Origin of the sequence: Enterobacter sp. 61D5 (assembly GCF_034107965.1) — a bacterium.
GTDB lineage: Bacteria > Pseudomonadota > Gammaproteobacteria > Enterobacterales > Enterobacteriaceae > Enterobacter > Enterobacter cloacae_M.
Map to the genome: position 1 here is coordinate 277,528 of NZ_JAWNFK010000008.1, position 26,238 is coordinate 303,765.

At 55.5% G+C, this 26,238-nt stretch carries 29 protein-coding genes; 14 read left to right on the plus strand and 15 right to left on the minus strand.

Annotation, left to right across the window (positions count from 1 at the left end):
* Positions 1 to 17 precede the first annotated feature (17 nt).
* The gene (locus tag UTM25_RS10305) at positions 18 to 1,502 is read left to right on the plus strand and encodes a diguanylate cyclase (RefSeq protein WP_414146749.1); all 1,485 of its coding nucleotides are present in this window, start codon (positions 18 to 20) and stop codon (positions 1,500 to 1,502) included.
* A gap of 284 nt (positions 1,503 to 1,786) precedes the next feature.
* Positions 1,787 to 2,035 (plus strand): GlsB/YeaQ/YmgE family stress response membrane protein, encoded by a 249-nt coding sequence (locus UTM25_RS10310; RefSeq protein WP_006174788.1) that lies wholly within the window; start codon positions 1,787 to 1,789, stop codon positions 2,033 to 2,035.
* Positions 2,036 to 2,165: 130 nt separating this feature from the next.
* Here UTM25_RS10310 and UTM25_RS10315 read toward each other — a convergent pair whose 3' ends face one another.
* Both UTM25_RS10315 and UTM25_RS10320 read right to left on the minus strand, forming a co-directional pair.
* Complete coding sequence (locus UTM25_RS10315) at positions 2,166 to 2,264, minus strand: YoaK family small membrane protein (protein WP_194401098.1); 99 nt, start codon at positions 2,262 to 2,264, stop codon at positions 2,166 to 2,168.
* Positions 2,265 to 2,309: 45 nt separating this feature from the next.
* Positions 2,310 to 3,338 (minus strand): sensor domain-containing diguanylate cyclase, encoded by a 1,029-nt coding sequence (locus UTM25_RS10320; RefSeq protein ID WP_194401140.1) that lies wholly within the window; start codon positions 3,336 to 3,338, stop codon positions 2,310 to 2,312.
* A 310-nt stretch (positions 3,339 to 3,648) separates the two neighbouring features.
* On the opposite strand from UTM25_RS10320, the gene UTM25_RS10325 reads away from it, so the two are divergent.
* Positions 3,649 to 3,903: a DUF333 domain-containing protein gene (locus UTM25_RS10325; protein WP_063440332.1), complete on the plus strand. Its 255-nt coding sequence runs from the start codon at positions 3,649 to 3,651 to the stop codon at positions 3,901 to 3,903.
* Between the two features lie 80 nt (positions 3,904 to 3,983).
* Complete coding sequence (locus UTM25_RS10330; protein WP_194401097.1) at positions 3,984 to 4,289, plus strand: hypothetical protein; 306 nt, start codon at positions 3,984 to 3,986, stop codon at positions 4,287 to 4,289.
* On the opposite strand, the gene UTM25_RS10335 is transcribed toward UTM25_RS10330, so the two are convergent.
* Positions 4,290 to 4,634 (minus strand): DUF488 domain-containing protein, encoded by a 345-nt coding sequence (locus UTM25_RS10335; protein WP_194401096.1) that lies wholly within the window; start codon positions 4,632 to 4,634, stop codon positions 4,290 to 4,292. It abuts the gene before it with no gap.
* A gap of 101 nt (positions 4,635 to 4,735) precedes the next feature.
* Here UTM25_RS10335 and UTM25_RS10340 point away from each other — a divergent pair, with 101 nt between their 5' ends.
* Positions 4,736 to 5,443, plus strand: a complete 708-nt coding sequence (locus UTM25_RS10340) for a CTP synthase (protein ID WP_320714726.1) — start codon at positions 4,736 to 4,738, stop codon at positions 5,441 to 5,443.
* A 32-nt stretch (positions 5,444 to 5,475) separates the two neighbouring features.
* Here the strand turns inward: UTM25_RS10340 and UTM25_RS10345 are convergent, their stop codons facing one another.
* Complete coding sequence (locus UTM25_RS10345) at positions 5,476 to 6,663, minus strand: CynX/NimT family MFS transporter (protein ID WP_126794564.1); 1,188 nt, start codon at positions 6,661 to 6,663, stop codon at positions 5,476 to 5,478.
* A gap of 99 nt (positions 6,664 to 6,762) precedes the next feature.
* Between UTM25_RS10345 and UTM25_RS10350 the strand changes: the two genes are divergently transcribed.
* Positions 6,763 to 7,554, plus strand: a complete 792-nt coding sequence (locus UTM25_RS10350; RefSeq protein ID WP_275944757.1) for an AraC family transcriptional regulator — start codon at positions 6,763 to 6,765, stop codon at positions 7,552 to 7,554.
* On the opposite strand, the gene UTM25_RS10355 is transcribed toward UTM25_RS10350, so the two are convergent.
* Entirely contained in the window at positions 7,538 to 7,984 is a 447-nt protein-coding gene (locus UTM25_RS10355; protein WP_024908579.1) for a DUF441 domain-containing protein, read from the minus strand. The two genes, UTM25_RS10350 and UTM25_RS10355, sit on opposite strands and share 17 nt — an antisense overlap.
* A gap of 145 nt (positions 7,985 to 8,129) precedes the next feature.
* Here UTM25_RS10355 and yoaI point away from each other — a divergent pair, with 145 nt between their 5' ends.
* Complete coding sequence (gene yoaI, locus UTM25_RS10360) at positions 8,130 to 8,234, plus strand: small membrane protein YoaI (RefSeq protein ID WP_010430055.1); 105 nt, start codon at positions 8,130 to 8,132, stop codon at positions 8,232 to 8,234.
* Between the two features lie 21 nt (positions 8,235 to 8,255).
* On the opposite strand, the gene UTM25_RS10365 is transcribed toward yoaI, so the two are convergent.
* From UTM25_RS10365 to yeaG, 3 genes are all read right to left on the minus strand, one after another.
* Complete coding sequence (locus UTM25_RS10365; protein WP_194401094.1) at positions 8,256 to 8,756, minus strand: YbaK/prolyl-tRNA synthetase associated domain-containing protein; 501 nt, start codon at positions 8,754 to 8,756, stop codon at positions 8,256 to 8,258.
* 98 nt (positions 8,757 to 8,854) lie between these two features.
* Entirely contained in the window at positions 8,855 to 10,138 is a 1,284-nt protein-coding gene (locus UTM25_RS10370; RefSeq protein WP_032651499.1) for a YeaH/YhbH family protein, read from the minus strand.
* 75 nt (positions 10,139 to 10,213) lie between these two features.
* Positions 10,214 to 12,148 carry a protein kinase YeaG gene (yeaG, locus tag UTM25_RS10375; protein ID WP_008500713.1) on the minus strand — a complete coding sequence of 645 codons (1,935 nt, stop codon included), beginning with the start codon at positions 12,146 to 12,148 and terminating at the stop codon, positions 10,214 to 10,216.
* 431 nt (positions 12,149 to 12,579) lie between these two features.
* Between yeaG and UTM25_RS10380 the strand changes: the two genes are divergently transcribed.
* A complete protein-coding gene (locus UTM25_RS10380) occupies positions 12,580 to 13,326 on the plus strand; it encodes a MipA/OmpV family protein (RefSeq protein WP_194401093.1) in 747 nt (248 codons plus the stop codon).
* A gap of 78 nt (positions 13,327 to 13,404) precedes the next feature.
* Here the strand turns inward: UTM25_RS10380 and UTM25_RS10385 are convergent, their stop codons facing one another.
* Together UTM25_RS10385 and gapA are read right to left on the minus strand one after the other, a co-directional pair.
* Positions 13,405 to 14,289 (minus strand): D-hexose-6-phosphate mutarotase, encoded by an 885-nt coding sequence (locus tag UTM25_RS10385; RefSeq protein WP_194401092.1) that lies wholly within the window; start codon positions 14,287 to 14,289, stop codon positions 13,405 to 13,407.
* Positions 14,290 to 14,362: 73 nt separating this feature from the next.
* Positions 14,363 to 15,358 (minus strand): glyceraldehyde-3-phosphate dehydrogenase, encoded by a 996-nt coding sequence (gapA, locus tag UTM25_RS10390; RefSeq protein WP_023311257.1) that lies wholly within the window; start codon positions 15,356 to 15,358, stop codon positions 14,363 to 14,365.
* 340 nt (positions 15,359 to 15,698) lie between these two features.
* Between gapA and msrB the strand changes: the two genes are divergently transcribed.
* The gene (msrB, locus tag UTM25_RS10395) at positions 15,699 to 16,112 is read left to right on the plus strand and encodes a peptide-methionine (R)-S-oxide reductase MsrB (RefSeq protein ID WP_008500710.1); all 414 of its coding nucleotides are present in this window, start codon (positions 15,699 to 15,701) and stop codon (positions 16,110 to 16,112) included.
* Positions 16,113 to 16,168: 56 nt separating this feature from the next.
* On the plus strand, positions 16,169 to 16,432 hold the full coding sequence (locus tag UTM25_RS10400; RefSeq protein ID WP_196239757.1) for a YeaC family protein: 264 nt from the start codon (positions 16,169 to 16,171) through the stop codon (positions 16,430 to 16,432).
* 45 nt (positions 16,433 to 16,477) lie between these two features.
* On the opposite strand, the gene pncA is transcribed toward UTM25_RS10400, so the two are convergent.
* The 3 genes from pncA to sppA form a co-directional block, all read right to left on the minus strand.
* Positions 16,478 to 17,119, minus strand: coding sequence for a bifunctional nicotinamidase/pyrazinamidase (pncA, locus tag UTM25_RS10405; RefSeq protein WP_194401091.1), 642 nt, complete (start codon positions 17,117 to 17,119; stop codon positions 16,478 to 16,480).
* A gap of 9 nt (positions 17,120 to 17,128) precedes the next feature.
* Positions 17,129 to 18,145 (minus strand): asparaginase, encoded by a 1,017-nt coding sequence (ansA, locus tag UTM25_RS10410; RefSeq protein WP_008500705.1) that lies wholly within the window; start codon positions 18,143 to 18,145, stop codon positions 17,129 to 17,131.
* A 63-nt stretch (positions 18,146 to 18,208) separates the two neighbouring features.
* Entirely contained in the window at positions 18,209 to 20,065 is a 1,857-nt protein-coding gene (gene sppA, locus UTM25_RS10415; RefSeq protein WP_194401090.1) for a signal peptide peptidase SppA, read from the minus strand.
* Between the two features lie 167 nt (positions 20,066 to 20,232).
* Here sppA and UTM25_RS10420 point away from each other — a divergent pair, with 167 nt between their 5' ends.
* The 3 genes from UTM25_RS10420 (at position 20,233) to UTM25_RS10430 (ending at position 23,861) form a co-directional block, all read left to right on the plus strand.
* A complete protein-coding gene (locus UTM25_RS10420; protein ID WP_194401088.1) occupies positions 20,233 to 20,784 on the plus strand; it encodes an NAD(P)H nitroreductase in 552 nt (183 codons plus the stop codon).
* A 115-nt stretch (positions 20,785 to 20,899) separates the two neighbouring features.
* Entirely contained in the window at positions 20,900 to 21,943 is a 1,044-nt protein-coding gene (gene selD, locus UTM25_RS10425; RefSeq protein WP_047174036.1) for a selenide, water dikinase SelD, read from the plus strand.
* Positions 21,944 to 21,947: 4 nt separating this feature from the next.
* Positions 21,948 to 23,861 (plus strand): DNA topoisomerase III, encoded by a 1,914-nt coding sequence (locus UTM25_RS10430; protein ID WP_194401084.1) that lies wholly within the window; start codon positions 21,948 to 21,950, stop codon positions 23,859 to 23,861.
* A 128-nt stretch (positions 23,862 to 23,989) separates the two neighbouring features.
* Here the strand turns inward: UTM25_RS10430 and gdhA are convergent, their stop codons facing one another.
* A complete protein-coding gene (gene gdhA, locus UTM25_RS10435) occupies positions 23,990 to 25,333 on the minus strand; it encodes an NADP-specific glutamate dehydrogenase (protein WP_194401083.1) in 1,344 nt (447 codons plus the stop codon).
* Between the two features lie 229 nt (positions 25,334 to 25,562).
* On the opposite strand from gdhA, the gene UTM25_RS10440 reads away from it, so the two are divergent.
* The gene (locus UTM25_RS10440; RefSeq protein WP_194401082.1) at positions 25,563 to 25,841 is read left to right on the plus strand and encodes a DUF1496 domain-containing protein; all 279 of its coding nucleotides are present in this window, start codon (positions 25,563 to 25,565) and stop codon (positions 25,839 to 25,841) included.
* Here UTM25_RS10440 and UTM25_RS10445 read toward each other — a convergent pair.
* On the minus strand, positions 25,801 to 26,217 hold the full coding sequence (locus UTM25_RS10445) for a pyrimidine (deoxy)nucleoside triphosphate diphosphatase (RefSeq protein WP_275944756.1): 417 nt from the start codon (positions 26,215 to 26,217) through the stop codon (positions 25,801 to 25,803). The genes UTM25_RS10440 and UTM25_RS10445 overlap by 41 nt on opposite strands.
* Between the last annotated feature and the right edge of the window lie 21 nt (positions 26,218 to 26,238).

Sequence of the window (26,238 nt, forward strand, 5' to 3'; positions counted from 1 at the left end):
ATGTCAGGCGTGATAAGGTGGAAAAGCTCGTGCATGTGAAAAATACTTTTTACACAACAACCATTACCGTCATCATTGTCTCATTGATCATCTCGCTGTCGCTTGCCGTCCAAATTGCCACGTCCAGGCAGCAGTCAATCCAGCAAATTAATACCAGCGTTGCTAACCTGAGCCATACCCTTGATGTCTACACCGAGGGGATCATGCGCCAAAGCGAAATGTTAATTACTACCGTTTCCGACATAATCGAAATTTATGGCATGACCCCGCAACAGGCGACCAATATTCAGCGGATGATAAATGATCAGGATAATCTTCTTACCCAGATTAATAATGTGGTTGTTTACGACGCTCAGGGCGATATCTTTACCGCGTTGCACGAAACTTTTACAGGCCCACGCAAAGGATCGGACAGGTCATTTTTTATCTATCACAGGGAAAATAAAAATCAGCAGATTTTTATTGGCGAACCCGTAGTCAGCAGAACCAATGGCAAATGGGTCATCACCATTAGTCGGCGCCTTGAAACCCACACCGGGGCATTTAGCGGTGTCGTGGTGGTGACGCTGGGTATCGAGAATTTTCTCGCGCTTTACGGGCAGATTAATATTGGTCACCTGGGCGTCATTGGCTTAACGACGCAATCCGGCGTGCTGCTGGTCCGGTATCCCTTTAAAAATACCTATATTGGCACGATTGTTTCTGATTCACCGCTCTTCAGGAAATATCTCAAGGTACAAAATACGGGGATAGCCAGCTCCATCTCGCGGTTTGATAAAATCGAGCGCATCTATGCCTATGAGAAAAACCGACGCTACGGGCTGGTGACCACCGTGGCCGTCAGTATTGATGAAGCCCTCGCTCCGTGGCGCAAGCAGGCTATTCAGCTGGCGCTGCTCATTTTCGTTTTCACTGCGATACTTATCGTCGCGTCGTACTTCCTGTATTCCGACTTATCCAGAAAAACCAGAGATAATAAGGCGCTGAAGATTATCGCTTCTGAGGATGCGTTGACCGGGCTGTATAACCGTCGCATTTTTGATGAAAGAATCCTCTCTGAAATCGCGACTTGTGCCGCGCATGACGCAGCGATTTCGATACTGATTGTGGACGTGGACTACTTCAAAAAATACAACGATAACTACGGCCATCCGGAAGGGGACCGGTGTCTGGCGCTGCTGGCAAACAGTCTCAGGGAGAGCCTTACCGGTGATAATCAGATTGTGGCGCGCTACGGCGGAGAGGAATTTGCGCTGATATTACCTGATACGGATATCCAGGAGGCGCTTCGACTGGCGCAGACGATTATTCGCAACGTGTTTTCCCTGCAAATCGCGCATGCTTTTAGCCCCTTCGGGCGGGTGACGGTAAGCGTCGGGATTTCCACCGCGCGTGCGGTCGACATCGCGGGCAGCCAGCAGAATATCATTATTGCCGCTGACCAGGCGCTCTACCAGGCAAAACGCGCAGGACGTAACCGGTACGCGTTTGTTGGGGTATGAACTAAAAAAAAGCCCACTCAGGAGTGGGCAAGAAATACTGGAAGCAATGTGAGCAATGTCGTACTGAATACCTGAGTGTTTCGCTCAACTATTCAGTGTTGAGAAAGATAATCCTTCTCAATAAAAGATGCAACCCCACAGTTTATGTGGCCAGTTCTTTTTGTTGATGAATAATTGCGCACTCTCTCTTTGTGATGCCTATCACAAATTTCCTTTCTGAAATCCTGTGCTATTCTTTTTTGTGTCGTTGATTTAATGACAAAAACCATACAGAGAGGAAAGTTATGGGAATTTTATCCTGGATTATCTTTGGGCTTATTGCGGGTATTCTGGCGAAGTGGATCATGCCGGGCAAAGATGGCGGTGGATTTATCGTCACCGTAATACTGGGTATTATCGGCGCGGTAGTCGGCGGCTGGATCAGTACGCTGTTCGGTTTTGGCAAAGTCGATGGCTTTAACTTCGGCAGCTTTGCCGTCGCGGTCATCGGTGCGCTGGTTGTTCTGTTTATCTACAGAAAAATCAAAAGCTAAGGCTTAAAAGCGTTAAAAAAGGCTGCCAGATGGCGGCCTTTTATACGTGGCGGGTTTACCACCAGCCAAGCTGCGTGCCGGCAAACGCCGCGATGGCAACGATCAGCATAATGAGGGTCGTTTTTCTCATTTATGCCCCAGGCGCCGCGTAACCACCGACAAAAAACCATGCTAAAAAAATCACCGCCGTTAGAAAAATAACGACCGGGAAGAGGATCCCTATTCTCATATCATCACCTGTTTCGGTTCTTGTAACGCCGTAGAGTGTACGGGGTTAATCCATAGTGAGAAAGCGTGTTTTGCTTTTTCCTTTCTTATCCTGATACATCGCGACATCCGCGGCGCGTAATGCGCTGTCCGGATCGGTGACCCGAGGGTCCACTTCGATAACGCCGACGCTGGCTCCGGGGTAAATGAGGTTGATGCTACCCAGCCAGTATTCACCGGCAATACAGGCGCTGAGGCGCGTTTTGAGCAGCGTGACCTGCGCGTTATCTCCTTCGCTGTGGGATGTGCTCAATGACGCGACCAGAAACTCATCGCCGCCCAGCCGGCCAATGATATCGTCCTGCTGTTTTTCTTCCGTCAGACGCTTGCCCACTTCAATCAGGAACTGGTCGCCAGCCTCGTGGCCGTAGCGATCGTTAATCAGCTTGAAATCATCCAGATCGATGAACGCGATGACGGTGTTACGCTTAAGGTGCCGCGCCAGGGAAAACAGCGTGGTCAGATCTTCAAAAATGGCGCGACGGTTGGGTAAACCGGTAAGGGCATCCGTGTAAGAGTGCGCGATGAGGGCCGCATTGGCTTCGCGAAGCTGGGTTACCAGCGACTCTTTCTGAATGGACTGGGCAATCAGCCCGGCGAATAACTTCAGAACCTGTTCACCGCGCTCGCTAAGCGGCCTTCTGGCCGTGCTGGTGGCACAAAGCGTTCCGTAGAGCGAACCATCCGCAAGATGGACAGGAATACTCATGTAGGTCGTAATGCCGAGCGCTTTCGCCGCCTCGCACTCCGGCCAGCGTTCGGGAACGTCGTTGCTGAATACGGTGTCGCTATCCAGCGCGCGCTTACACAGTGTTTCATCCCACGGGACGCTCAGCCCCTCAGGGATTGTCATCTGCTTGCTGTTGCGGGCGTAGAGGATATGCTGCAGTCGGGCTTCGATATCTACCTTGGTGAGGTAAGTCGACTCCATGTCAGTCACGATCTCCAGCATCTCCAGCAGCTGGCGAACGAGACCTTCAAGGGATTGTTCAGTGGCGAGGGTTTCTGAAACACGGGCAAGGATAATATCCGACATGACGTAGAATGACTCCCAGGCAGAAGACGTCTGCATCTGCATGTTATGCTGAGTTTTTAGACTTCAGGCATAGTAAAACATGAATATAAAAAATTTAATATATGCAGGGAGGGGGCAGCAGCAGAGAAAAAAAGGCCCCGTTGTTGAGACCGGGGCAAAGACATCTTGATTACGGAATGATGTTCTCTGGTCATATCGAGAACATGCCACACTATAGTGTTGAAAAGTGCAGTTAAAATGGAGAAATCATGGAGAAAGGGGCGATGACCCGTTACCCTTAGACTGTCATGATGTCACAAGGATCAATGAGATGAGATTTCTGCTTCTGGCGCTGGCGCTTCCCCTGGTGGCCTGCACCGCAAAAACAACTCCACCCGATGCCCCGAAACCGCCGCACGCTATCGGTATGGCGAACCCGGCCTCCGTGTACTGCCTGGAGAAAGGCGGGGAACAGATCCCGGTTCAAAGCCCGCAGGGCGTACGCACGGAGTGCAAACTACCGGGCGGCGAAGTGATTGATGAATGGACGCTCTATCGTCGCGATCGTCCGCAACCCGCCAGGTGACAGACGTATAGCGCCTGCGATACACTTCTCTTTAGGATAATTCTTAGCTAGTTCCTGGCTACCGTTACCGTGAGAGAAGTATGTTTCAGCTTAAACCGGGCAGCATGGCGATGATCATCGGTGCCCGCACGGCGTCAGGCCGTCGCAATATTGGTAAATCTGTTGAGCTGTTTGGCCTGTGCCAGCCTGGCCTGCGTTTCGTTAACCCGGTCAACGGCGTGATGACGCAATTACCCGCTACCTCAGATCGCGCGCTTTGGCTGGTGACAGGTGATGTTTACGCCTTTGACAATCAGCATGGCTTTGCGTTTGTCCGCGCCGAACATCTGATGCCGCTCACTCCCGATGAAGCGCCGCAAATTCTCGATGAGCTGGCGATCGGCTGATCAGAGATGGCGTAGCCAGTCGGCTAATACCAGGGCGTGATTTTGCTTCGTGTCTTTGGCAGCAAAGAGCAGGGTCACGGTCTGCCTGTTCGCCAGCGTCGCCAGACGCATTCCCTCGTCAGCATGCTGCGCCAGCTCTTCCCGATAGGCCTTACTGAAGGCGGCGAAATCAATGGTTTCGCTATGAAAGGCCTTGCGTAATTCATTCGAGGGCGTGAGCGCTTTACACCATTCATCATACGCGAGGTCCGTCTTTTTAACCCCGCGCGGCCACAGTTTGTCCACCAGCACCCGATAGCCGTCGTTCGGGCCAGCCTGCTCGTATACGCGTTTGCATTGAATCATAATTCTACCCTCCCAATTTAAGGTATTGTGATAATTGCAGAAGATCGGTAGTCTGAGGTTCCTTATGTTATCTGATAATACTCTGGCATAAGGAACCTTTCATGGAACACCTCCCGGTTAAAACGACGCTGCGTATTGCGCTGGTTGGCGATTACAATCCCAACGTTATTGCGCATCAGGCGATCCCGCTAGCGATTGACGACGCCGCCGCAGTCCTTGACCTCACCGCCGATTACGACTGGCTTGCCACCACTGAGCTGACAAGTCCTGAAGATCTGGTGGGCTACGATGCCATCTGGCTGGTGCCTGCCAGCCCCTATAAAAACACCGAAGCGGCCTTTATCGCCGCGCGCTATGCGCGTGAAAACGGCATTCCATTCCTTGGCACCTGCGGCGGATTCCAGCACGCGCTGATTGAGTATGCCCGCAATGTGTTGGGCTGGGCCGATGCGGCACATGCCGAGACGGATACCGAAGGCACTATGGTGATTGCGCCGCTGACCTGTTCGCTGGTGGAAAAAACCGATGCCATTGAGCTGCGCAAAAATACGCTGATCGCGAAAGCGTACGGCAAGCCGGAAATTGAAGAGGGCTATCACTGTAACTATGGCGTGTCGCCGGCGTTTTCCCAGGCGCTGGAAAGCGGTGATATGCACGTTACGGGCTGGGACGAACAGGGAGAAATTCGCGCCGCAGAGCTGGTTACGCATCCGTTCTTCGTGATCACCTTATTCCAGCATGAGCGTGCAGCACTGGAAGGCCGTCCGGTCGTGCTGGTGCAGGCGATGCTGCGCACGGCTCGCGGGTAGGAAAAGGCAGACCCGATGGTCTGCCACAGTCTCTAACGGGGCGCGATTTCGCGGTCTCGCCCGGCAAGCACGCCGCAGAGCGCCATTATCACGGCGGCCAGGGCGCAGCCCAGAAGCGGGATTTGCCAGTCTCCCGCGCTATCGTGAATTTTCCCCATCAGCGGAGGGCCGCAGGCGGCGAGCAGATAGCCGATCGACTGCGCCATGCCGGACAGCGCCGCAGCTTGGTGCGCGGAGCTGGCGCGCAGACCGATGAACGTCAGGCCGAGGATCATCGTTGCCCCTGTGCCAAAGCCAAACACCAGCGTCCACATCACCGCCATGTCAGGCATAAACCATAGCCCCGCCGCGCTTACCGCGCACATCAACGCCACCGCACCGGCGATCCCCCGCTGGTCTTTCAGACGGTGGAGGACCAGAGGAACGGCAAGCCCCGGCACGGCCGTGGCCAGCTGCAACAGCCCGTGCACCGAGCCGGCCTGCGCTTCGCTGTAGCCGTGGCTGAGCAATATCGCCGGCAGCCAGCCGATGATGACGTAGTAAATCAGCGAGTTAATCCCCAAAAAGAGCGTCACCTGCCAGGCGAGGGCCGAGCGCCAGATGGCGCGGTTATGCAGCGCGCCAGCGCCCGTTACCGTCGCAACGTGTTTCTGACGCCACTGCGGCAGCCAGAGCAGCAGAGCGACCAGCGGAAACGCCATCAGCATCAGCAGCGCGCCATGCCAGCCCGCGCTACCCTGTGCCAGGGGAACAATCATCGCTGAGCCAAACGCCGCCGAGACGCCCATCGTCAGGGAATAGGCCCCGGTGAGTCGGGCTACCTGGCCCGGGAAGTCACGCTTAATTAATCCGGGTAACAGCACGTTACCGAGCGCAATCCCGCAGCCGATGACCGCGGTTCCGATGAAAAGCAGCGCGGCGGAAGGCAGCGAGCGAAGTGCAATTCCGGCGCAAATCAGCAGCAGGGCGACAAACAGGCTGCGCTCCATGCCGATACGTCGGGCAACGCCTGCGGCAAGCGGTGAGACAAGGGCGAAAGCCAACAGGGGCAGGGTGGTCAGCAGACCGGTTTGCGCCGTGCTTAAGCCATAATCAAGACGAATAGTGTCGAGCAGCGGGGCTGCGCCGGTAAAGGTGACGCGAAGCGTAGTGGCAATCATCAGGATGCCTGCAATTAACAGCGCGCCGTGTTTTCCTGAGGTGCGAATAGCAGTAGTCATTATGTTCTCATACGTTCAAGCGAGCGCACACAATACCGATTTTCCCGGCGGTTGAAATCAGGCTAAAATGACAGTTTATCGCTAAAATCGGACAAACTGATGATTGGTCTGGGACTGGACGGCTATGATCCCGATAGCCAGCACGATGCGGCCGTCGCATTTCGCATCCGCGTGGTGGCGGAGGAACAGTATATTCCCCGACATCATCACCGTAAGGGGCAGCTGATTCTCGCCCTCGGCGGCGCGATCACCTGCGAAGTGGAAAATGCCATGCTGATGGTTCCGCCCCAGTACGCCGTCTGGATCCCCGGGCAAATGCCGCACAGCAACAGGGCTACCCCGGGGGCGCAGCTTTGCTTTTTGTTCATTGAACCGGGGGCGGCAAGCTTGCCCGACCGCTGCTGCACCCTGAAAATTTCCCCTCTGGTGCGCGAGCTGATTTTATCCCTGGCGGAAAAATCGCGTGAACAACTCTCACTGGCGGGCACATCGCGCCTGGTGGACGTTCTGTTTGACGAACTGCCGCTCCAGCGTCAGGAGCATCTGCAGCTGCCCGTCTCACCCCATCCTAAAATTCGGCTGATGAGCGAGAAAATGGCGGAAGAGCCTGCCGCATGGCAGACGCTGGCGCAGTGGGCGAGCCACTTCGCCATGAGTGAACGCAGCCTGGCGCGGCTGGTGGTGAAAGAGACCGGTTTAAGCTTTCGCCGCTGGCGCCACCAGCTGCAGTTGATAGTGGCCTTACAGCATTTGATCGGTGGAAAATCGGTACAGCAGGTGGCTCAGTCACTCGGCTATGACTCTACCACCGCGTTTATCACCATGTTCAGGAAGGGACTCGGCCAGACGCCAGCGCGTTATATAGCCAGCCTGACTACGACTTCCCAATAAACAGAGAGACCAGGCCCGCCGCAATCAGCGGCCCCACCGGAACGCCGCGAAAGAGCGCCACGCCCAGCACGGTGCCCACCAGCAGACCCGCCACCAGCGAGGGCTGGCTGCTCATCAGCGTAACGCCGCGCCCGCCCAGCCACGAAACAAAAATCCCCACCGCGATCGCCACCAGTGATTTCCAGTTTACAAACGAGTGCAGCAGGGTTGAGGCGGGAAGCGTGCCGCTGGCGATAGGCGCCATTACCCCGATGGTTAAAATGATGATCCCGATGGTGAGGCCTTGTTTTTCTATCCACGGGAAGAAGGTATTTAACGGGGTCACGCGAACAATAATCAGCACCAGAATCGAGATGGCGACGGTGGTGTTATGGCTGACAAAGCCGAGCGCGGCGAGTGCCAGAAGAATGAGCAGAGTAGGGTCAAACATAGTGAATCCTTGCCAAAATAATTAACCTGCTTACAGTACGCGCAAACGCGGCGGAGGACAGATTTAAAAATATTATATTGCTGTCATAACCCTGTCATTTACACGGATTAAAACGAAGGCAGATATCGCAAAAGGGGTCGCGATCATGAACGATCACATGTTTGTTGAAACGCTGATTATCTCCTCATCGTTTTTCGCAATTGCCGTTATTCTCGTCGCCTCCGTGCTTTTCCTGGAAAGAAAAGGCTGACAGGGTCGCCAGCCATATCGGTTACGCTTTGTGGAAGGTCACCAGCTCAGGACGGGCGATGCGCAGGTAGTCCTGGGTATCCATTATCACGGATTTCTCCAGTAAACCGGCGTTAAAGGCGATTTCGTCAAAGCGCTCGAACAGCAGCGGGTCGGCAACCAGCGCCAAATCAGGATGGAAGCTAAAGGGCGGAATCGCGCCGAAAACGCAGGCGGTCAGGGTATCGACCTCAGCCGGGCTGGCGAGGGAGGCCTTCAGCCCGCCAAAATGGCTGGCAAGCTGGCCCAGGTCGGCCTGCAGATCGGCGGCGAGGATCGCCAGAACGTGTTTTTTTACGCCGTTTCCCTTCACCTTGCAGACCAGGGCCTTTGCGCCTTGCCGCAGATCGGTCCCGCGAATTTCACTTACCGCCTCACATTTCCCGACCGCCTCGTGCTCCATGACGCGAAACCGCGCGCCCTGCTCGGTGAGTAAGGTAATCAGCTGCTGGTGGGTTCCTGCCCCAATAAAGTCGTCAGTCATAACGATTTCCCGGTGATAATCCTGTATGCAGGGTTCTACATTAGCACGGGATGAACGAGGTCGAAAGAAAACAGCCAGCGTGTTCGCTGGCTGTTGGATTATGCGTTGCTGGTAGCAGATTGCTTGTGGAACAGCTCCCTGAACACCGGATAAATATCATCCTGGTCACGGATATGCTGCATGGCAAAATTATCGAACATTGCTTGCAGATGTTCATACTCCCGCCACAGGGTCTGGTGCGCGCGACGGGTAATTTCGATATAGCTGTAGTAACGCACCACCGGCAGAATTTTCTTCGCCAGAATCTCGTGACACAGCGGTGAGTCGTCGGCCCAGTTGTCGCCATCGGACGCCTGCGCGGCATAAATGTTCCACTGTGCCGGGTCGTAACGCTCTTTGACCACTTCATCCATCAGCTTCAGTGCGCTTGATACGATGGTCCCGCCGGTCTCCTGCGAGTAGAAGAACTCATGTTCATCTACTTCTTTCGCCTGAGTATGGTGACGAATATAAACCACCTCCACGTTCTTATAGGTTCTGCTCAGGAACAGGTAGAGCAGGATATAAAAACGCTTCGCCATATCCTTGGTGGCCTGATCCATCGAGCCGGACACGTCCATCAGACAGAACATCACCGCCTGGCTGGAGGGCTCAGGGCGTTTTTCGTAGTTCTTGTAGCGCAGGTCAAAGGTGTCGATAAACGGTACCCGTTCGATCTTCGCTCTAAGTTCCGCAATCTCTTTACGCAGGCGCTCCTCTTCCAGCAGTTGCGCCGGTTCCGTGTTCTCCACGACCTTCAGGCTGCTCTCCAGCTCGCGCAGTTCGCGCCGTTTGCCCGCCGTCATGGCCGTTCGTCGCGCCAGTGAATTCTGCAACGAACGCACGACGCTGATATTGGCGGGCACGCCGTTGGCGGTATAGCCCGCGCGATGGGTTTTGTATTCATTAAGCTGACGATGCTGATTCTTTTTCAGATTCGGCAACGCCAGGTCTTCAAACAGCAGGTCGAGATATTCGTCTTTCGAAATCTGGAAGACAAATTCGTCCTGACCTTCACCGTCCTGGCTGGCCTGTCCCTGACCGCTTCCTGAACCACCGCCGCCGCCCTGAGGACGCTCAATTCTGTCGTTCTGAACGAAGTGGTCATTACCTGGGTGTACGCGATGGCGCAGGCCGCCTCGCCCCTGATGAAACATCGGTTCGCTGATGTCATCGGTGGGGATGGAGACAGATTCGCCGCTGTCGACGTCGGTCACCGAGCGTTTATTGATGGCCTCGGAGATAGACTGTTTAATTTGCGCTTTATAACGACGCAAGAAGCGCTGGCGGTTCACCGTGCTCTTGTTTTTGCCGTTAAGACGCCGGTCAATAAACCAGGTCATATACCCCCCGTACTGCATTTGCCAACTTGCATTTTGTAGGCCCGGTATGCGCTAACCGCCACCGGGCACTTGTTTTTAAGACGATTTACGCACGCGCAGATACCATTCGCAGAGCAGGCGGACCTGCTTGCGGGTGTAGCCTTTTTCCATCATACGGTCGACAAAGTCGTCGTGCTTTTTCTGCTCATCGGTTGAGGTTTTGGCGTTAAACGAGATCACCGGCAGCAGCTCTTCGGTATTGGAGAACATTTTTTTCTCAATGACCGTGCGCAGCTTCTCGTAGCTGGTCCAGTTCGGATTGCGCCCGTTGTTATGCGCTCTGGCGCGCAGGACGAAGTTCACAATCTCGTTACGGAAGTCTTTCGGGTTGCTGATCCCGGCAGGCTTCTCGATTTTTTCCAGCTCCGCGTTCAGGGATTCACGGTCAAACAGCTGGCCGGTATCCGGGTCGCGATACTCCTGATCCTGGATCCAGAAGTCAGCATAGGTGACATAACGGTCGAAAATGTTCTGCCCGTATTCTGAATAGGATTCCAGGTAGGCCGTCTGGATCTCTTTGCCAATGAACTCGGCGTATTTCGGGATCAGGTAACCTTTGAGGAACTCAAGGTAGCGTTCAGCCTGCTCCTGCGGGAACTGCTCGCGTTCGATTTGCTGCTCCAGCACGTAGAACAGATGAACCGGGTTGGCCGCCACTTCCGCATGGTCGAAGTTAAAGACGCGGGAGAGGATCTTAAACGCGAAACGCGTGGACAGACCGTTCATCCCCTCATCAACCCCGGCATAGTCGCGGTACTCCTGGTACGACTTCGCTTTCGGGTCGGTATCTTTCAGGCTTTCACCGTCATAGACGCGCATTTTTGAATAAATGCTGGAGTTTTCAGGCTCTTTCAGACGCGAAAGGATGGAGAAGCGCGACAGCGTTTCCAGCGTGCCGGGCGCGCAGGGGGCGTGCACCAGCTCGCTGTGGTTAAGCAGTTTCTCGTAAATTTTGATCTCTTCGGAGATCCGCAGGCAATAAGGCACCTTGACGATGTACACGCGGTCAAGGAAGGCCTCATTGTTTTTGTTATTACGGAAGGTCACCCATTCAGATTCGTTCGAGTGGGCGAGAATAATCCCGTTAAACGGCAGGGCGGAGATACCTTCCGTCCCGTTATAGTTTCCTTCCTGGGTAGCCGTCAGCAGTGGATGCAGCACCTTAATCGGTGCTTTAAACATCTCGACGAATTCCATAATCCCCTGGTTAGCACGGCACAGCGCGCCTGAGTAACCGTAGGCATCCGGATCGTTTTGCGCGAAGTTTTCCAGCTTGCGGATATCGACTTTACCTACCAGAGCCGAGATATCCTGGTTGTTCTCATCACCGGGTTCTGTTTTGGCGATGGCGATCTGTTCAAGGATAGACGGCCAGACCTTCACCACGCGGAATTTGGTGATGTCGCCACCAAACTCGTGCAGGCGTTTTGCCGCCCACGGCGACATGATGGTCCCGAGATAGCGACGCGGGATGCCATACTCTTTATCCAGAATCTGCGCGTCTTCCTGCGGATTGAACAGGCACAGCGGATGGTCGTTCACCGGGCTGCGTTCACCGTTGGCGCTCAGCACATAGATAGGGACGCGCTGCATCAGCGACTTCAGGCGTTCAGCCAGCGAGGATTTACCGCCACCCACCGGGCCGAGTAAATAGAGGATCTGTTTCTTCTCTTCCAGACCCTGAGCGGCATGCTTCAGATAGGAGACAATCTGTTCGATGGCATCTTCCATACCATAGAACTCTTCAAACGCCGGGTATCGGGCGACCACCCGATTCGAAAAGAGACGGGAAAGCCGAGGCTCCAGGGCAGTGTCAACCATGTTTGGCTCACCAATAGCCATCAATAGCCGTTCTGCCGCATTGGCATAGGCACTGCGATCTTGCCGACAGATGGTAAGAAACTCCTGCAGTGTGAACTCTTCGTCCTTGGCAGCTTCATAGCGCTGGCGATAGTGATCGAATATATTCATGGCATGCCGTCCTTTCGTTTTTTAGCACAGGATAAGAGCCGTTCGTATGAGTAGTGGAGGCTCCCGGAAGAGAATCTCTCGCACCTCACTGCCAGAGCAGCAACCTGTGTGCCAGGTCAGACGCTAAGAACCGTAGGGTGTTCAGGAAAACTCTTCTTAAATTAAAGCGTAGATGGCATTTGCAAAACTTGCATGCCCAGAAAATCTACTTTCAATGACATATCAATAACTCATCCAAAAATTTCCACTGTCGTTATAAGACAAATGCACGTTTTTCATTCAGTGGTCATATAAATGAAAGCGGGTTGTCATCTGAAAAGTTAAAAATAACGGGTTAATCAGACTGATTAGCAGGCAAAAAATTTTGGGATGTACGGGAATGGCGGTTACACTTCATCCGCTGATTATTTGACTACAGGAAAGAATGGATTGTGACCAAACTCAAACTTCTGGCATTAGGCATCTTTGCCGCGACCGCAGTGAACACCGCACAGGCGGAAAGTCAGTGGACGGTTGGCGCGGGTGTTGGCGTCATTAACAGCCCGTACAAACAGTATGACCGAGATGTTTATCCTGTTCCCGTTATCACCTATGAAGGCGATAACTTCTGGTTCCGCGGGCTCGGCGGCGGTTACTATCTCTGGAACGATAAGGCCGATAAGCTCTCCATCATGGCCTACTACGATCCAACGCACTTCAAGCCGGGTGACAGCGACAGCCATGCGCTTCGCCAGCTCGACAAGCGTAAAAGCACCATGATGGCCGGGCTCTCGTATGTACATAACACCGAGTATGGCTTCCTGCGTACGGCCCTGGCGGGTGACACGCTGGACAACAGCAACGGCTTTATCTGGGATCTGGCGTGGTTGTACCGCTACACCAACGGCGGGCTTACCCTGACGCCGGGTATCGGTGTGCAGTACAACAGCGAGAACTACAACGACTACTATTACGGCGTCTCTAAAAACGAGTCCCGCCGCAGTGGTCTGAAAAGTTACAGTGCAGATGACGGCTGGGATCCTTACCTGGAGCTGACCGCGAGCTACAACTTCCTTGGCGACTGGAGCGTGTACGGTACCGGCCGCTATGAGCGTCTGAGCAACGAAGTGAAGGATAGCCCGATGGTCGATAAGTCCTGGGCAGGCATCTTCTCTGTGGGCGTGAGCTACAAGTTCTGATTGTGCATTAATTTAGTGCAATCTTTGCATCAAAACGGGGCGCTTGCGCCCCGTTTGCTTTAGCGTGGTGCAGTAAATTTATCGCTTAACAATGCGAATCGTCTGCCCTAAACGAGACGGTTTTTCTTCACTCGCTTTCTGCGGGTTGCTCACGCGAGCGGTTTCCACGCAGACAAACGTTTTGTAGCCATCATCCGTCATGTCGGCCATGCTGACGGACAGCGCAGGGCCCGGGTTCCAGCCCACCACGTCGCTGTGATGATGATGGACCACTTCAATGCCGCGGTTCAGGGCGCCGTCGTGGATCACGCTGCACGCTTCCGGGTGCAGGTAAACGCGGTCGGTACGGTCAGGGAATGCCTGAACGCCGTCGCTCAGTTTGCCTTCTTTCGCGTTATCGACTTTGTCGATATAGGTATCGCCCAGGCCGCTCACCTTCACTGCGCTGATATCACCCACGTTGAAATAGGTGTGCAGGGCAGAGGTGGTTTCGAACTCGCCGTGAGCTTCCAGTTCTATTTCACAGGTTTTACCCAGCTTGAAGCGGGCATACAGGGTGAAATCGTGCGGCCAGAGGGCGCGGGTTTCATCATTAGCCTGCAGCTCAAAGGTCAATACTGCGCCGTTGTCATCTTCGTTATGCGCTTTCAGCGTCCACTGCTGGTTGCGGGCAAAACCGTGAGACGGCAAACCCGGCTGTGCGGATGGGCCGAACCACGGCCAGCAGATCGGTACGCCACCGCGGATTGCGGCCCCTTTTTTGAAGGAGGTCGCATCGCTCAGCCATAAGCCTTCTGCTTCGCCTTTCGGTTTCCAGGAGAGCAGGTGGGCGCCGTTGAGCGCTACGGAGGCTTTAACGCGTGGGTGGTCAACGACGATAACGTCGGCACCGTCAATCTGACGGCGGGAGAGCACAGGGGTAAGTTGTTCGACTACCGGAAGTGCAAAAATTTTATTAATCATTAAGCAATCCTCTGTCTTATAAATAAAAAAAGGCGACCGAAGTCGCCTTTTTGGATCAAGCACTCATCTCAACTTATTTGGAGATGTGAGCGATCAGGTCCAGTACTTTGTTAGAGTAGCCGGTTTCGTTGTCGTACCAGGATACCAGTTTAACGAAGTTGTCGTTCAGTGCGATACCTGCTTTAGCATCGAATACTGAAGTGCAGATTTCGCCGTTGAAATCGGTAGATACAACGTCGTCTTCGGTGTAGCCCAGAACGCCTTTCATTGCGCCTTCGGAAGCAGCTTTGATTGCTTTCTTAATTTCTTCATAAGAAGCAGCTTTTTCCAGACGAACGGTCAGGTCAACAACGGATACGTTAGGAGTTGGAACGCGGAACGCCATACCAGTCAGTTTGCCATTCAGTTCTGGCAGTACTTTACCTACAGCTTTAGCAGCACCGGTAGAGGATGGGATGATGTTCTGAGCCGCGCCACGGCCGCCTCGCCAGTCTTTGTGAGACGGGCCATCAACGGTTTTCTGGGTAGCGGTGGTTGCGTGAACGGTAGTCATCAGACCTTCGATGATGCCGAAGTTGTCGTTGATAACTTTAGCCAGCGGTGCCAGGCAGTTGGTGGTGCAGGATGCGTTAGACACGATATCCTGGCCAGCGTAAGTTTCGAAGTTTGCACCACGAACGAACATTGGGGTGTTGTCTTTGGAAGGACCAGTCAGAACAACTTTCTTCGCACCCGCAGTGATGTGTTTACGTGCAGTTTCGTCGGTCAGGAAGATACCGGTTGCTTCAGCAACAACGTCAACACCGATTTCGTTCCATTTCAGGTTAGCTGGGTCTTTTTCAGCAGTAACGCGGATGGTTTTGCCATTAACAACCAGGTGGCCGTCTTTCACTTCAACGGTGCCGTCGAAACGACCGTGAGTTGAGTCGTACTTCAGCATGTACGCCATGTATTCAGCGTCCAGGAGATCGTTGATACCAACGATTTCGATGTCAGAACGTTTCTGAGCAGCACGGAAAACAATACGGCCGATACGGCCAAAACCGTTGATACCTACTTTGATAGTCATATATTCCACCAGCTATTTGTTAGTGAATAAAAGGTTGCCTGTAAAATTACAAAAACCTTACGCAGCGTCAAGCGGAATCGTGTCAATCATTGCGACAAATCAATCCTGTGACTAACGTTTGTGCGACTGACTCGCCTCACTTTCCCTTTGAGCTTGCACCCATATGGGGGCTGAGCCGGGATTTTAAAGTCCTCGCAGGATAAAAATGTGAACGTGATCACAATTGCCTGACCGCTTATTCGCGACACATAAGTTTAGATCAAAAGTGCACGCAAGGGTGTTAATGTTTTGTTAGAATCCGGGTTGAAAGATGTCTGTTTCTACAGCGAGATGTAAGCATATGTCGAACCAACGTAACCCTGACGATTTGAAAAAAAACCTCACAGAAATGCAGTTTTACGTGACGCAGAATCACGGAACGGAACCGCCGTTCACCGGGCGTTTACTGCACAACAAGCGAGACGGCGTCTACCACTGTCTGGTCTGTGATGCCCCTCTGTTCAATTCACAAACGAAATTTGATTCTGGCTGCGGCTGGCCGAGTTTTTACGAGCCGGTGAGCGATGAGGCCATCCGCTACCTGACCGACTCGTCGCACGGCATGGTGCGTACGGAAATTCGCTGCGGCAACTGCGATGCGCACCTTGGGCACGTCTTCCCGGATGGCCCACAGCCTACGGGCGAGCGTTTCTGCGTAAATTCGGCCTCAATGAGCTTCACCGATGATGAAAACGGTGACCAGATTAAGGGTTGAAAAAACGATTCAGCAAATTATTCCTTTGAAAGGGCGCGAGTGTGAATATAGATGACATGATTAGCGGCATGACGCCGGAGATTTATCAGCGTCTGGTGACCGCCGTAGAACTGGGAAAATGGCCCGATGGCGTTGCGCTGACGCCGGAGCAAAAAGAGAACAGTTTGCAGCTGGTGATGCTGTGGCAGGCGCGCAATAACACCGACGCGCAGCACATGACCATCGACACCCAGGGCCAAATGGTGATGAAGAGCAAGCGTGAGCTGAAAGAAGACTTCGGCATCACGCCGAAGCCGATTGCGACGATGAAAATGCAATAACGGTGCGGGTTGATACCCTCTCCCACAGGGAGAGGGCGTAAAAGACTACGCCTGCGTTTCCAGCCAGTCTTCGAGCGTATACAGCGTCGCGCCTTCCGCAGCCATATCCATAAACGCCTGAGCGCTGTCCTGCGGGTGAATGTTCACCCCGCGACAGCCGTCGGTGATGACGCTGACGGTATACCCCAACTGGAGCGCGTCCAGCACGGTAAACTTCACGCAGTAATCCGTCGCCAGACCCAGCACGATCAGCTCCGTGATTTCGTGATGACGTAACCACGCGTCCAGCGCCGTTTTCTGGCGATGCCCGTTATCAAAAAACGCGCTATAGCTGTCGATAGCCGGGTTTTCACCTTTATGGAACACCGCATCGATGGCTTTCTGGTTCAGGAGCGGATGCAGCTCCGCGCCTTCCGTCTGCTGTACGCAGTGATCCGGCCAGAAGGTTTGCGCCAGCCCGTCGAGTTCACCCTGGGTGAACGGCTCAACGTTGTGCTGGCTGGCAAAGCTGCCATGGTTCGTCGGGTGCCAGTCCTGGCTTGCAACAACCGCTTCACCGCGAGATTTGCACCAGTCAATCAGCGTGTTTGCCACGTCAACGGTGCTGTCACCTTCGGCGACGGCCAGCGCACCGCCCGCGCAGAAATCATTTTGCAAATCGACCAGTAGCAGGGCGCGTTGCTTCATGAGCACTCCTTATTCGTCCGGGGTCAGCTCGCCGCGCAGGTTTTGCATCATCGCGCTGCGAATGGACTGAATATCCAAATCCTGACTCAGTAAATAGTGAAGTTTAGTCAGCGTTGCCTCAACGGTCATATCGAAGCCGCTGATGACTCCCGCATGTGCCAGCGCGTTGCCGGTGGCATAGCCGCCCATGTTGACCTTTCCGGACATACACTGGGTCAGGTTCACGACCACAATTCCGCGTTCGCTGGCTTCCTGGAGCTCTTTCAGGAATTCGCCGTTCTGCGGGGCATTACCTACGCCATAGGAGCGCAGAATCAGCGCTTTCACCGGCTGGCGAAGGAAGTTACGCACCACGTCGGCAGAAATACCCGGGTAGATAGTGACCACGCCAATCGGCTGCGGAGTGATCGGATGCACGATCAGCTCGCCGGCGGTGTTCGGTGCAGGCGGCGTGCCCAGACGACGGATATGAATTCCGGCCTCCAGCAGCGGCTGCAGGTTAGGGGAGGCGAAGGCGTCAAAACCGTCAGCATGGGCTTTGGTGGTGCGGTTGCCGCGATACAGACGGTTATTAAAGAATAACGACACTTCGTTGATCGGATAATTCGCCGCCACGTACAGGGAGTTCAGCAGGTTGATCTGCCCGTCCGAGCGCAGCTCCGCCAGGGGGATTTGCGACCCGGTGACGATAACCGGCTTGCTCAGGTTCTCCAGCATGAAGGAGAGCGCCGAGGCGGTAAACGCCATGGTGTCGGTGCCGTGCAGGATCACGAAGCCGTCGTACTGGTCGTAATGGGCTTTAATGTCATCCGCGATGTGCTGCCAGTCTTCCGGCGTCATGTCGGAGGAGTCCATCAGCGGCTCGTATTCGTGGATGGTGAAGTCAGGCATTTCCGGACGGTGGAATTCCGGCATCAGCGCAAGCTGACGCTGAAGGTGGCCGGAGACAGGGATATAGCCGTTTTCAGAGCGCTGCATACCGATGGTACCGCCAGTGTAGGCTACATAAATCGATTTCTTCTGCATGGTAGTGAGTTCTTGTTCTTCAAAAGAAAAAAATCCCCTCTTCGCGGGAAGAGGGGACGGTTTTTAACGGACGTTAGCGCAGGTCAGGCAAAACGCGTAACGACTCTGTGGATCGTTAAAGGCCGCGAGCTTATCGCTTTCCGCCTTCATCGCTTTCGCTGCCGTGGCGACCGGCGCAGGCAGGTAAGCCTGCATCGCCTCCGGCAGCATGGCGCGTACCGAGCCGGACATGCTGTCCATGACCATATCGAAGAACGAAGGCTCGTCCAGGTAATACTCGATATGCCATTGCTTGAGCTTCGCCAGCTCGGCGGCTTTTTTCACCGCGTCATCGAAGTCGCCCAGGCTGTCCACCAGACCGTTGCTCTTCGCATCCTGGCCGGTCCAGACGTGGCCCTGTGCGATCTGGTCGATCTGCTCAGGCGTCTTTTTACGCGAGTCCGCTACCAGGGTGATAAAGCGCTTATAGCCGTTTTCAATGCTGAGCTGCATCATCTCAGAGACTTCAGGCGGCAGGGATTTGGTCACCGACACATCCGCCAGCGGAGAGGTGGCCACGCCATCGGTATGCACGCCAAGAGAATCCAGGCTGTTTTCCACGGTGTTGATCACCCCGAAGATGCCAATCGAACCGGTCAGCGTGCTTGGGTTAGCCACGATGTAGTTGGCTGGTGTTGAGATCCAGTAACCCCCGGAGGCGGCCATTCCGCCCATGGATACGACGACCGGCTTGCCGGCGGCACGCGCCGCAGCCAGTTCAGCGCGGATCACCTCGGAGGCGCTGACGCTGCCGCCAGGGCTGTTCACCCGCAGGACAATCGCTTTCACTTTTGGATCCAGGCGAGCATCGCGGATTTGTGACGCGGTAGTATCGCCGCCAACGTTCCCCGGAGTCTCCTGACCGTCCATGATGGCGCCGTTGGCAAAGACCACCGCGACGCTGTCACCGTTCTCATCCGGCTTTTTCGTCGAGTAATCATACATGCTGATGGCGCTGTAATTTTTGTCCTCTTTGCTCCAGCCAAACTGTTTGCTCAGGGATTTTTCAATCTCGGCGCTGGTGCCCAGGGCATCAACCAGTTTGTTATCGAGCGCATATTTTGCAGTATCACCGTCAACCTTACGCACGCCTTCGAGCACGCCCTGCGCGCCAGGGAATGCCTGCTCAGGCGTAATCTGACGGTTAGCGGCAACGGTGCCGAGATAGTTCTGCCACAGCTCGCCAATCCAGCGGCTGTCCGCTTCGCGGGCGGCAGGGGACATATCGTCGCGGATAAACGGCTCGACGGCGGATTTGTACGTGCCGACGCGGAAGACGTGGGTGGTGACCTTCAGCTTGTCGAGCAGGGATTTGTAGTACAGGCCGTTGGTGGCAAAGCCGTGCAGATCCACCGTCCCCTGCGGTGAGAGCCAGATCTTATTGGCGAAGCTCGCCAGGTAATATTGCCCCTGGCTGTAGCTGTCGCCCACGGCAATCACCGGCTTGCCGCTGTCGCGGAATTCGCGCAGCGCTTTACCGATGTACTGCATTGAAGGCTGATCGCCTCCGGCAAAATCTTTCAGATCCAGCACGATCCCGGTGATGTTCCGGTCGTCTTTGGCCTGGCGGATGGTATCGACGATATCGAACAGGGAGTTTTCCTGCAGACGGTCTGATGTCGCGCCAAACAGCTGACGGCTGATTGCCCCCAGACGGTTGCTGGCGGACGGTTTATCAACAATAACGCCGGTGATATCGAGTAACAGGGCCCCGCGAGTCGAATGCTGCGCCTGATTCGCGTTGCTGATATGCATCCAGATGCCCGCGCAAACCAGAACCAGCAGGATGAAGAAGATGTTCATCACCAGGTTGCGGACGAAGTTGAGCAGTCGCCACGTCCATTTAAAGAAACCGGCAATGATTCGCCAAAGGGTTCGCATGTATTCTCCCTAACCAGAAAATGACTGTTTCCGTCGCCACTGGACGGTAATGTTGGGTTATCGTAATGACCCAACCGCCACTTGTCAGCAGGAATCGCCTGCCAGGCTGTAACAAAATCTGCCGTCGTGTTAATTTTGTGAGTAAATTTCAAGAAAGGAGTTAACCAATGGACGCACTCGAACTGCTTGTTAACCGCCGTAGCGCTTCCCGTCTGGCCGAACCTGCCCCGGCAGGCGAGCAGCTGGAGAACATTCTGCGTGCCGGCATGCGTGCCCCCGATCACGGCACGCTGCAGCCGTGGCACTTCTTTGTGATTGAAGGCGAAGGCCGCGATCGTTTCAGTCAGCTGCTGGAGCAGGGCGCGGTTGCCGCCGGTCAGGATGAGAAAGGTATCGACAAGGCGCGCAATGCCCCGTTCCGCGCCCCGATGATTATCGCCGTCGTGGCGAAATGCCAGGCTGACCATAAGGTGCCGGTCTGGGAGCAGGAAATGTCCGCAGGCTGTGCGGTGATGGCGATGCAGATGGCCGCCGTCGCGCAGGGCTTTAACGGTATCTGGCGCACCGGTGCGCTGACCGAAAGCCCGGCGGTCCGTGATGGTTTTGGCTGCGGTGAGCATGACAAAATTGTCGGTTTCCTCTATCTCGGCACCCCGCAGCTTAAAGCCTCCAGCACCATCAGCATTCCGGACAGCACGCCTTTCGTCAGCCGTTTCTGATAACGCACCTAAACTGTCTGGATTCTGAGCATCTGCCGCAGAATTCAGACAGCCATACTTACCTCTTTATGGAATGAGCGCTACCATAGCGCGATTGAGATGACAGGAGATGTCCATGAGCGAGCAAACCATTCGTTTAACGCAGTACAGCCACGGAGCCGGTTGCGGTTGTAAAATTTCCCCGAAAGTGCTGGAGACCATCCTGCACAGTGAACAGGCGAAGTTTGTCGACCCGAACCTGCTTGTCGGCAACGAAACGCGTGACGATGCTGCAGTTTATGACTTAGGTAACGGCACCAGCATTATCAGTACTACCGACTTCTTTATGCCGATTGTCGATAACCCGTTCGACTTCGGGCGCATTGCGGCCACCAACGCCATCAGCGATATCTTCGCAATGGGCGGTAAGCCGATCATGGCGATTGCCATTCTGGGCTGGCCGATCAACACCATCCCGCCGGAAGTGGCCCGTGAAGTGATTGATGGCGGTCGTTTTGCCTGCCAGCAGGCGGGGATTGCGCTGGCCGGTGGTCACTCTATTGATGCGCCGGAGCCTATCTTTGGCCTGGCCGTCACCGGCGTAGTGCCGACCGAACGCGTAAAGCGCAACAGCACCGCGCAGGCGGGCTGTAAATTGTTCCTTACCAAGCCGCTGGGTATTGGCGTGCTGACCACCGCTGAGAAAAAATCCCTGCTGAAACCGGAGCACAAAGGTCTGGCAACCGAAGTCATGTGCCAGATGAACCTCGCCGGTGCGGCGTTTGCCAATATCGACGGCGTGAAGGCGATGACCGACGTCACCGGTTTTGGTCTGCTGGGGCACCTCTCTGAAGTGTGTCAGGGCGCGGGCGTGCAGGCGCAGGTCTGGTATCAGGACGTGCCGAAGCTGCCGGGCGTGGAGGAGTATATTGCTCAGGGCGCGGTGCCGGGCGGTACCCAGCGCAACTTCGCCAGCTACGGTCACCTGATGGGCGAAATGCCTGCGGAGTGGCGCAACCTGCTGTGCGATCCGCAAACCTCCGGCGGCCTGCTGCTGGCGGTCACGCCGGAATCGGAAGCCGAGGTTCAGGCCACTGCCGCCGAGTTCGGCATCACCCTGACGGCAATCGGCGAGCTGGTGACCGCGCGCGGCGGTCGACCGATGATTGAGATCCGTTAATTCGATGCGGTTGTTTATTGCCGAAAAGCCGAGCCTGGCCCGTGCCATCGCCGACGTGCTGCCTAAGCCGCATCGCAAAGGTGACGGCTTTATCGAATGCGGTAACGGGCAGGTGGTCACCTGGTGTATTGGTCACCTGCTTGAGCAGGCGCAGCCGGACGTCTACGACAGCCGCTACGCCCGCTGGAATTTAAACGATCTGCCCATCGTGCCGGAAAAATGGCGCCTGCAGCCCCGACCTTCAGTCACCAAACAGCTCAACGTGATCAAGCGCTTCCTGCATGACGCCGCTGAAATCGTGCACGCGGGTGACCCGGACAGGGAAGGGCAGCTGCTGGTGGATGAGGTGCTGGACTATCTTGAGCTGGCGCCGGAAAAGCGCCAGCAGGTGCAGCGCTGCCTGATAAACGACCTCAACCCGCAGGCCGTCGAGCGGGCGATTTCGCGCCTGCGTGCCAACAGCGAATTTATTCCGCTGTGCGTCTCGGCATTAGCCCGCGCCCGCGCCGACTGGCTGTACGGCATCAATATGACCCGCGCGTACACCATTCTTGGGCGCAACGCGGGCTATCAGGGCGTACTTTCCGTGGGGCGCGTGCAGACGCCGGTGCTGGGGCTTGTCGTGCGTCGTGACGAAGAGATTGAGAACTTCGTCGCCAAAGATTTCTTTGAGGTGAAAGCGCATATCGTCACGCCTAAGGACGAGCGCTTTACCGCCGTCTGGCAGCCGAGCGATGCCTGTGAATCGTATCAGGATGAAGAGGGGCGTCTGCTCCATCGTCCGCTGGCGGATCACGTGGTTAACCGCATTACCGGGCAGCCGGCTATCGTCACCAGCTATAACGATAAACGGGAATCAGAACCCGCACCGCTGCCGTTTTCGCTTTCTGCACTTCAGATTGAGGCGGCCAAAAGGTTTGGCCTGAGCGCGCAGAACGTGCTGGATATCTGCCAGAAGCTCTACGAAACCCATAAGCTCATCACCTATCCGCGTTCGGACAGCCGCTATCTGCCGGAAGAGCACTTTGCCGGACGCCATTCGGTGATGAACGCCATCAGCGTGCACGCGCCGGATCTGCTCCCGCAGCCGGCAGTAAACCCGGACACCCATAACCGCTGCTGGGACGACAAAAAAGTCGATGCCCACCACGCGATTATCCCGACGGCGCGTGCCAGCAGCGTCAACCTGACCGAGAACGAAGCGAAGGTCTATAACCTGATCGCCCGTCAGTACCTGATGCAGTTCTGCCCGGACGCGGTATTCCGTAAGTGCGTGATTGAGCTTGAAATTGCCAAAGGCAAGTTTATCGCCAAAGCGCGTTTCCTCGCAGAAGCTGGCTGGCGCACGCTGCTCGGTAACAAAGAGCGCGATGAGGAGAACGACGGCACGCCGCTGCCGGTGGTCGCCAAAGATGACGAACTGCTGTGCGAGAAGGGTGAAGTGGTTGAACGCCAGACCCAGCCGCCGCGCCATTTCACCGATGCGACGCTGCTGTCGGCGATGACCGGGATCGCCCGGTTTGTGCAGGATAAAGATCTGAAGAAGATCCTGCGCGCCACCGACGGTCTGGGGACGGAAGCGACGCGAGCGGGGATCATCGAGCTGCTCTTTAAGCGCGGCTTCCTGGAGAAAAAGGGACGCTACATCCACTCAACGGAACCGGGCCGGGCGCTGATTCATTCTCTGCCGGAGCTGGCCGCGAGGCCGGACATGACCGCGCACTGGGAATCGGTGCTGACGCAGATCAGCGAGAAGCAGTGCCGCTACCAGGACTTTATGCAGCCGCTGGTCGGGACGCTTTATCAGCTGATCGATCAGGCGCGCAGCACGCCGGTGAAAACGTTCAGAGGGATGGTTGCACCCGGTGGCGGCGCGAAGAAACCGTTCAAGAAGAAAAAGAGCGCGGCAGCCTCTTAAACCGTAGGCCGGGTAAGGCGAAACCGCCACCCGGCGAAAAGCAGCTCTGCGGCCTGATACGCCCGGTTTTCTCCCTCTCCCTGTGGGAGAGGGCCGGGGTGAGGGCACCCGGCCGCACGCGATAAACCTTAAATCACGCCCTGACCAATCATCGCATCCGCCACCTTCACGAATCCGGCGATATTCGCCCCGCGCACGTAGTTGGTTTGCGACGCCTCGCCGCCGTACTCCACGCAGGCATGGTGGATATCCAGCATGATATGGTGCAGGCGCGCATCCACTTTCTCCGCCTTCCAGCCGAGACGCGCGGCGTTTTGCGCCATCTCGAGGCCGGAGGTCGCCACGCCGCCCGCGTTAGCGGCCTTGCCCGGGGCAAACAGCACGCCCGCTTCCAGGAACAGGTCCGTCGCGTCGATGGTGGTCGGCATATTCGCCCCTTCGGCCACCGCTTTTACGCCATTGCTAATCAGCGTGCGCGCGGCGTCCGCATCCAGCTCGTTCTGCGTGGCGCACGGCAGGGCGATATCCACCGGCACGCCCCACGGCTGTTTCCCTTCCATGTACGTCAGGCCAAACTCTCGGGCATAATCCGCCACGCGACCGTCGCGGCTGGCTTTGATTTCGCACAGGCGCGCCAATTTCTCTGCCGTGAAGCCGGCTTCATCCACCACCGTGCCGCTGGAGTCAGAGGCGGTCACCACGCGAGCGCCAAGCTGCATCGCCTTCTCAATAGCGTACTGCGCCACGTTACCGGAGCCGGATACCGCGACGCGCATGCCTTCAAAGCCTAAACCGTGACGCTTGAGCATCGCCTCGGTGAAGTAAACCAGGCCGTATCCTGTCGCTTCCGGGCGGATCAGGCTGCCGCCAAACGACAGCCCCTTGCCGGTAAAGACGCAGGCGCTGTTGTTGGAGAGCTTTTTCATCATCCCGGCCATAAAGCCCACTTCACGTCCGCCCACGCCTATATCACCGGCAGGAACGTCGGTATCCGGGCCGAGGTGGCGATAGAGTTCGGTCATCAGCGCCTGGCAGAAGCGCATCACTTCGCCTTCGCTTTTGCCTTTCGGGTCGAAATCGCTGCCGCCTTTCCCGCCGCCCATCGGCAGCGTGGTGAGGGCGTTTTTAAAGGTCTGCTCGAAGCCGAGGAATTTCAGAATCGACAGGTTCACGGACGGATGGAACCGCATGCCGCCCTTAAACGGACCTATGGCCGAGTTAAACTGTACGCGCCATGCGCGGTTAACCTGTACCTGATTGCGATCGTCAACCCACGTCACGCGGAACTGGATCACGCGCTCTGGCTCGACAAGACGTTCAAGCAGAGACATCTGGCGATAGCGCGGGTTTTGTTCAAGGAAGGGCCACAGGGTGGTCATCACTTCACGCACGGCCTGCGCGAACTCGCTTTGGTGCGGGTCGCGCTGCTGAACGTGGGCAAGGAAACTTTCCAGAGAGCGTATCTGATCCATAGATATAAGAACCTCTTATCGTATTTTGTGTTTATTACTTATGCGATTTGTGTTGTTTTTTTGACTATACCACCCGTACCGCTTTGTGAGGCAAGCAGAAATTCAGGACGAAAGGGAAATTAATGAGAGGGCGGGCGTCATAACTAAAAGCGATGAAGAGATAAATTAAAGGTTCCGCGCGGGTTTACCGTTATAGTCATTATCAAGGGAACAACAGGAAGATGTGTCTATGAACCGTTTTGTACTCACCGGGTTATGTCTGATCTTTACCGCAGGCGCGCAGGCTGACCGCATTCGCCCGGATGTGGAAGTGAATGTGCCGCCGGAAGTGTTTAGCTCCAGCGGCCAGAATCAAACGGTACAGCCCTGTAATCAGTGCTGCATCTATCAGAATCAAAACTATTCGGAAGGGGCCGTTGTGAAAGCGGACGGCATTCTGCTGCAGTGCCAGCGCGACGAGCGCGCCATCAGTACGAACCCGCTGGTCTGGCGTCGCGTAAAACAATAAACGCTTCCAGCAGCGGAATATCCGCGGGGGCTAAGGCGTAGCCAAACGCCTCTTCCGGCGTACACCACGCGAGTGCGCTGTGGTAGTGCGCCGTGAGCTCGCCGCGAAAAGCAGGAACGTGCCAGGCATGCAGGTTAATCAACCGCTGCGACACTTCCCGCTGGTGGCTTGCCACGTATTGCCCCGGCAGGGCGTCAATGCCCAACTCTTCACGCAGCTCGCGGATAAGCGCTTCTGGCTGGGTTTCTCCGGCCTCGACTTTACCGCCTGCAAATTCCCACATTCCCGGCTGGTCGGCGTGGAGAGGGCGCTGCGCCAGTAAAATGTTGCCGTCTTTTTCGATGATGGCGGCAACGACATCGAGTGTTTTCAGCATGGTCGTCAATAATTAATAGCG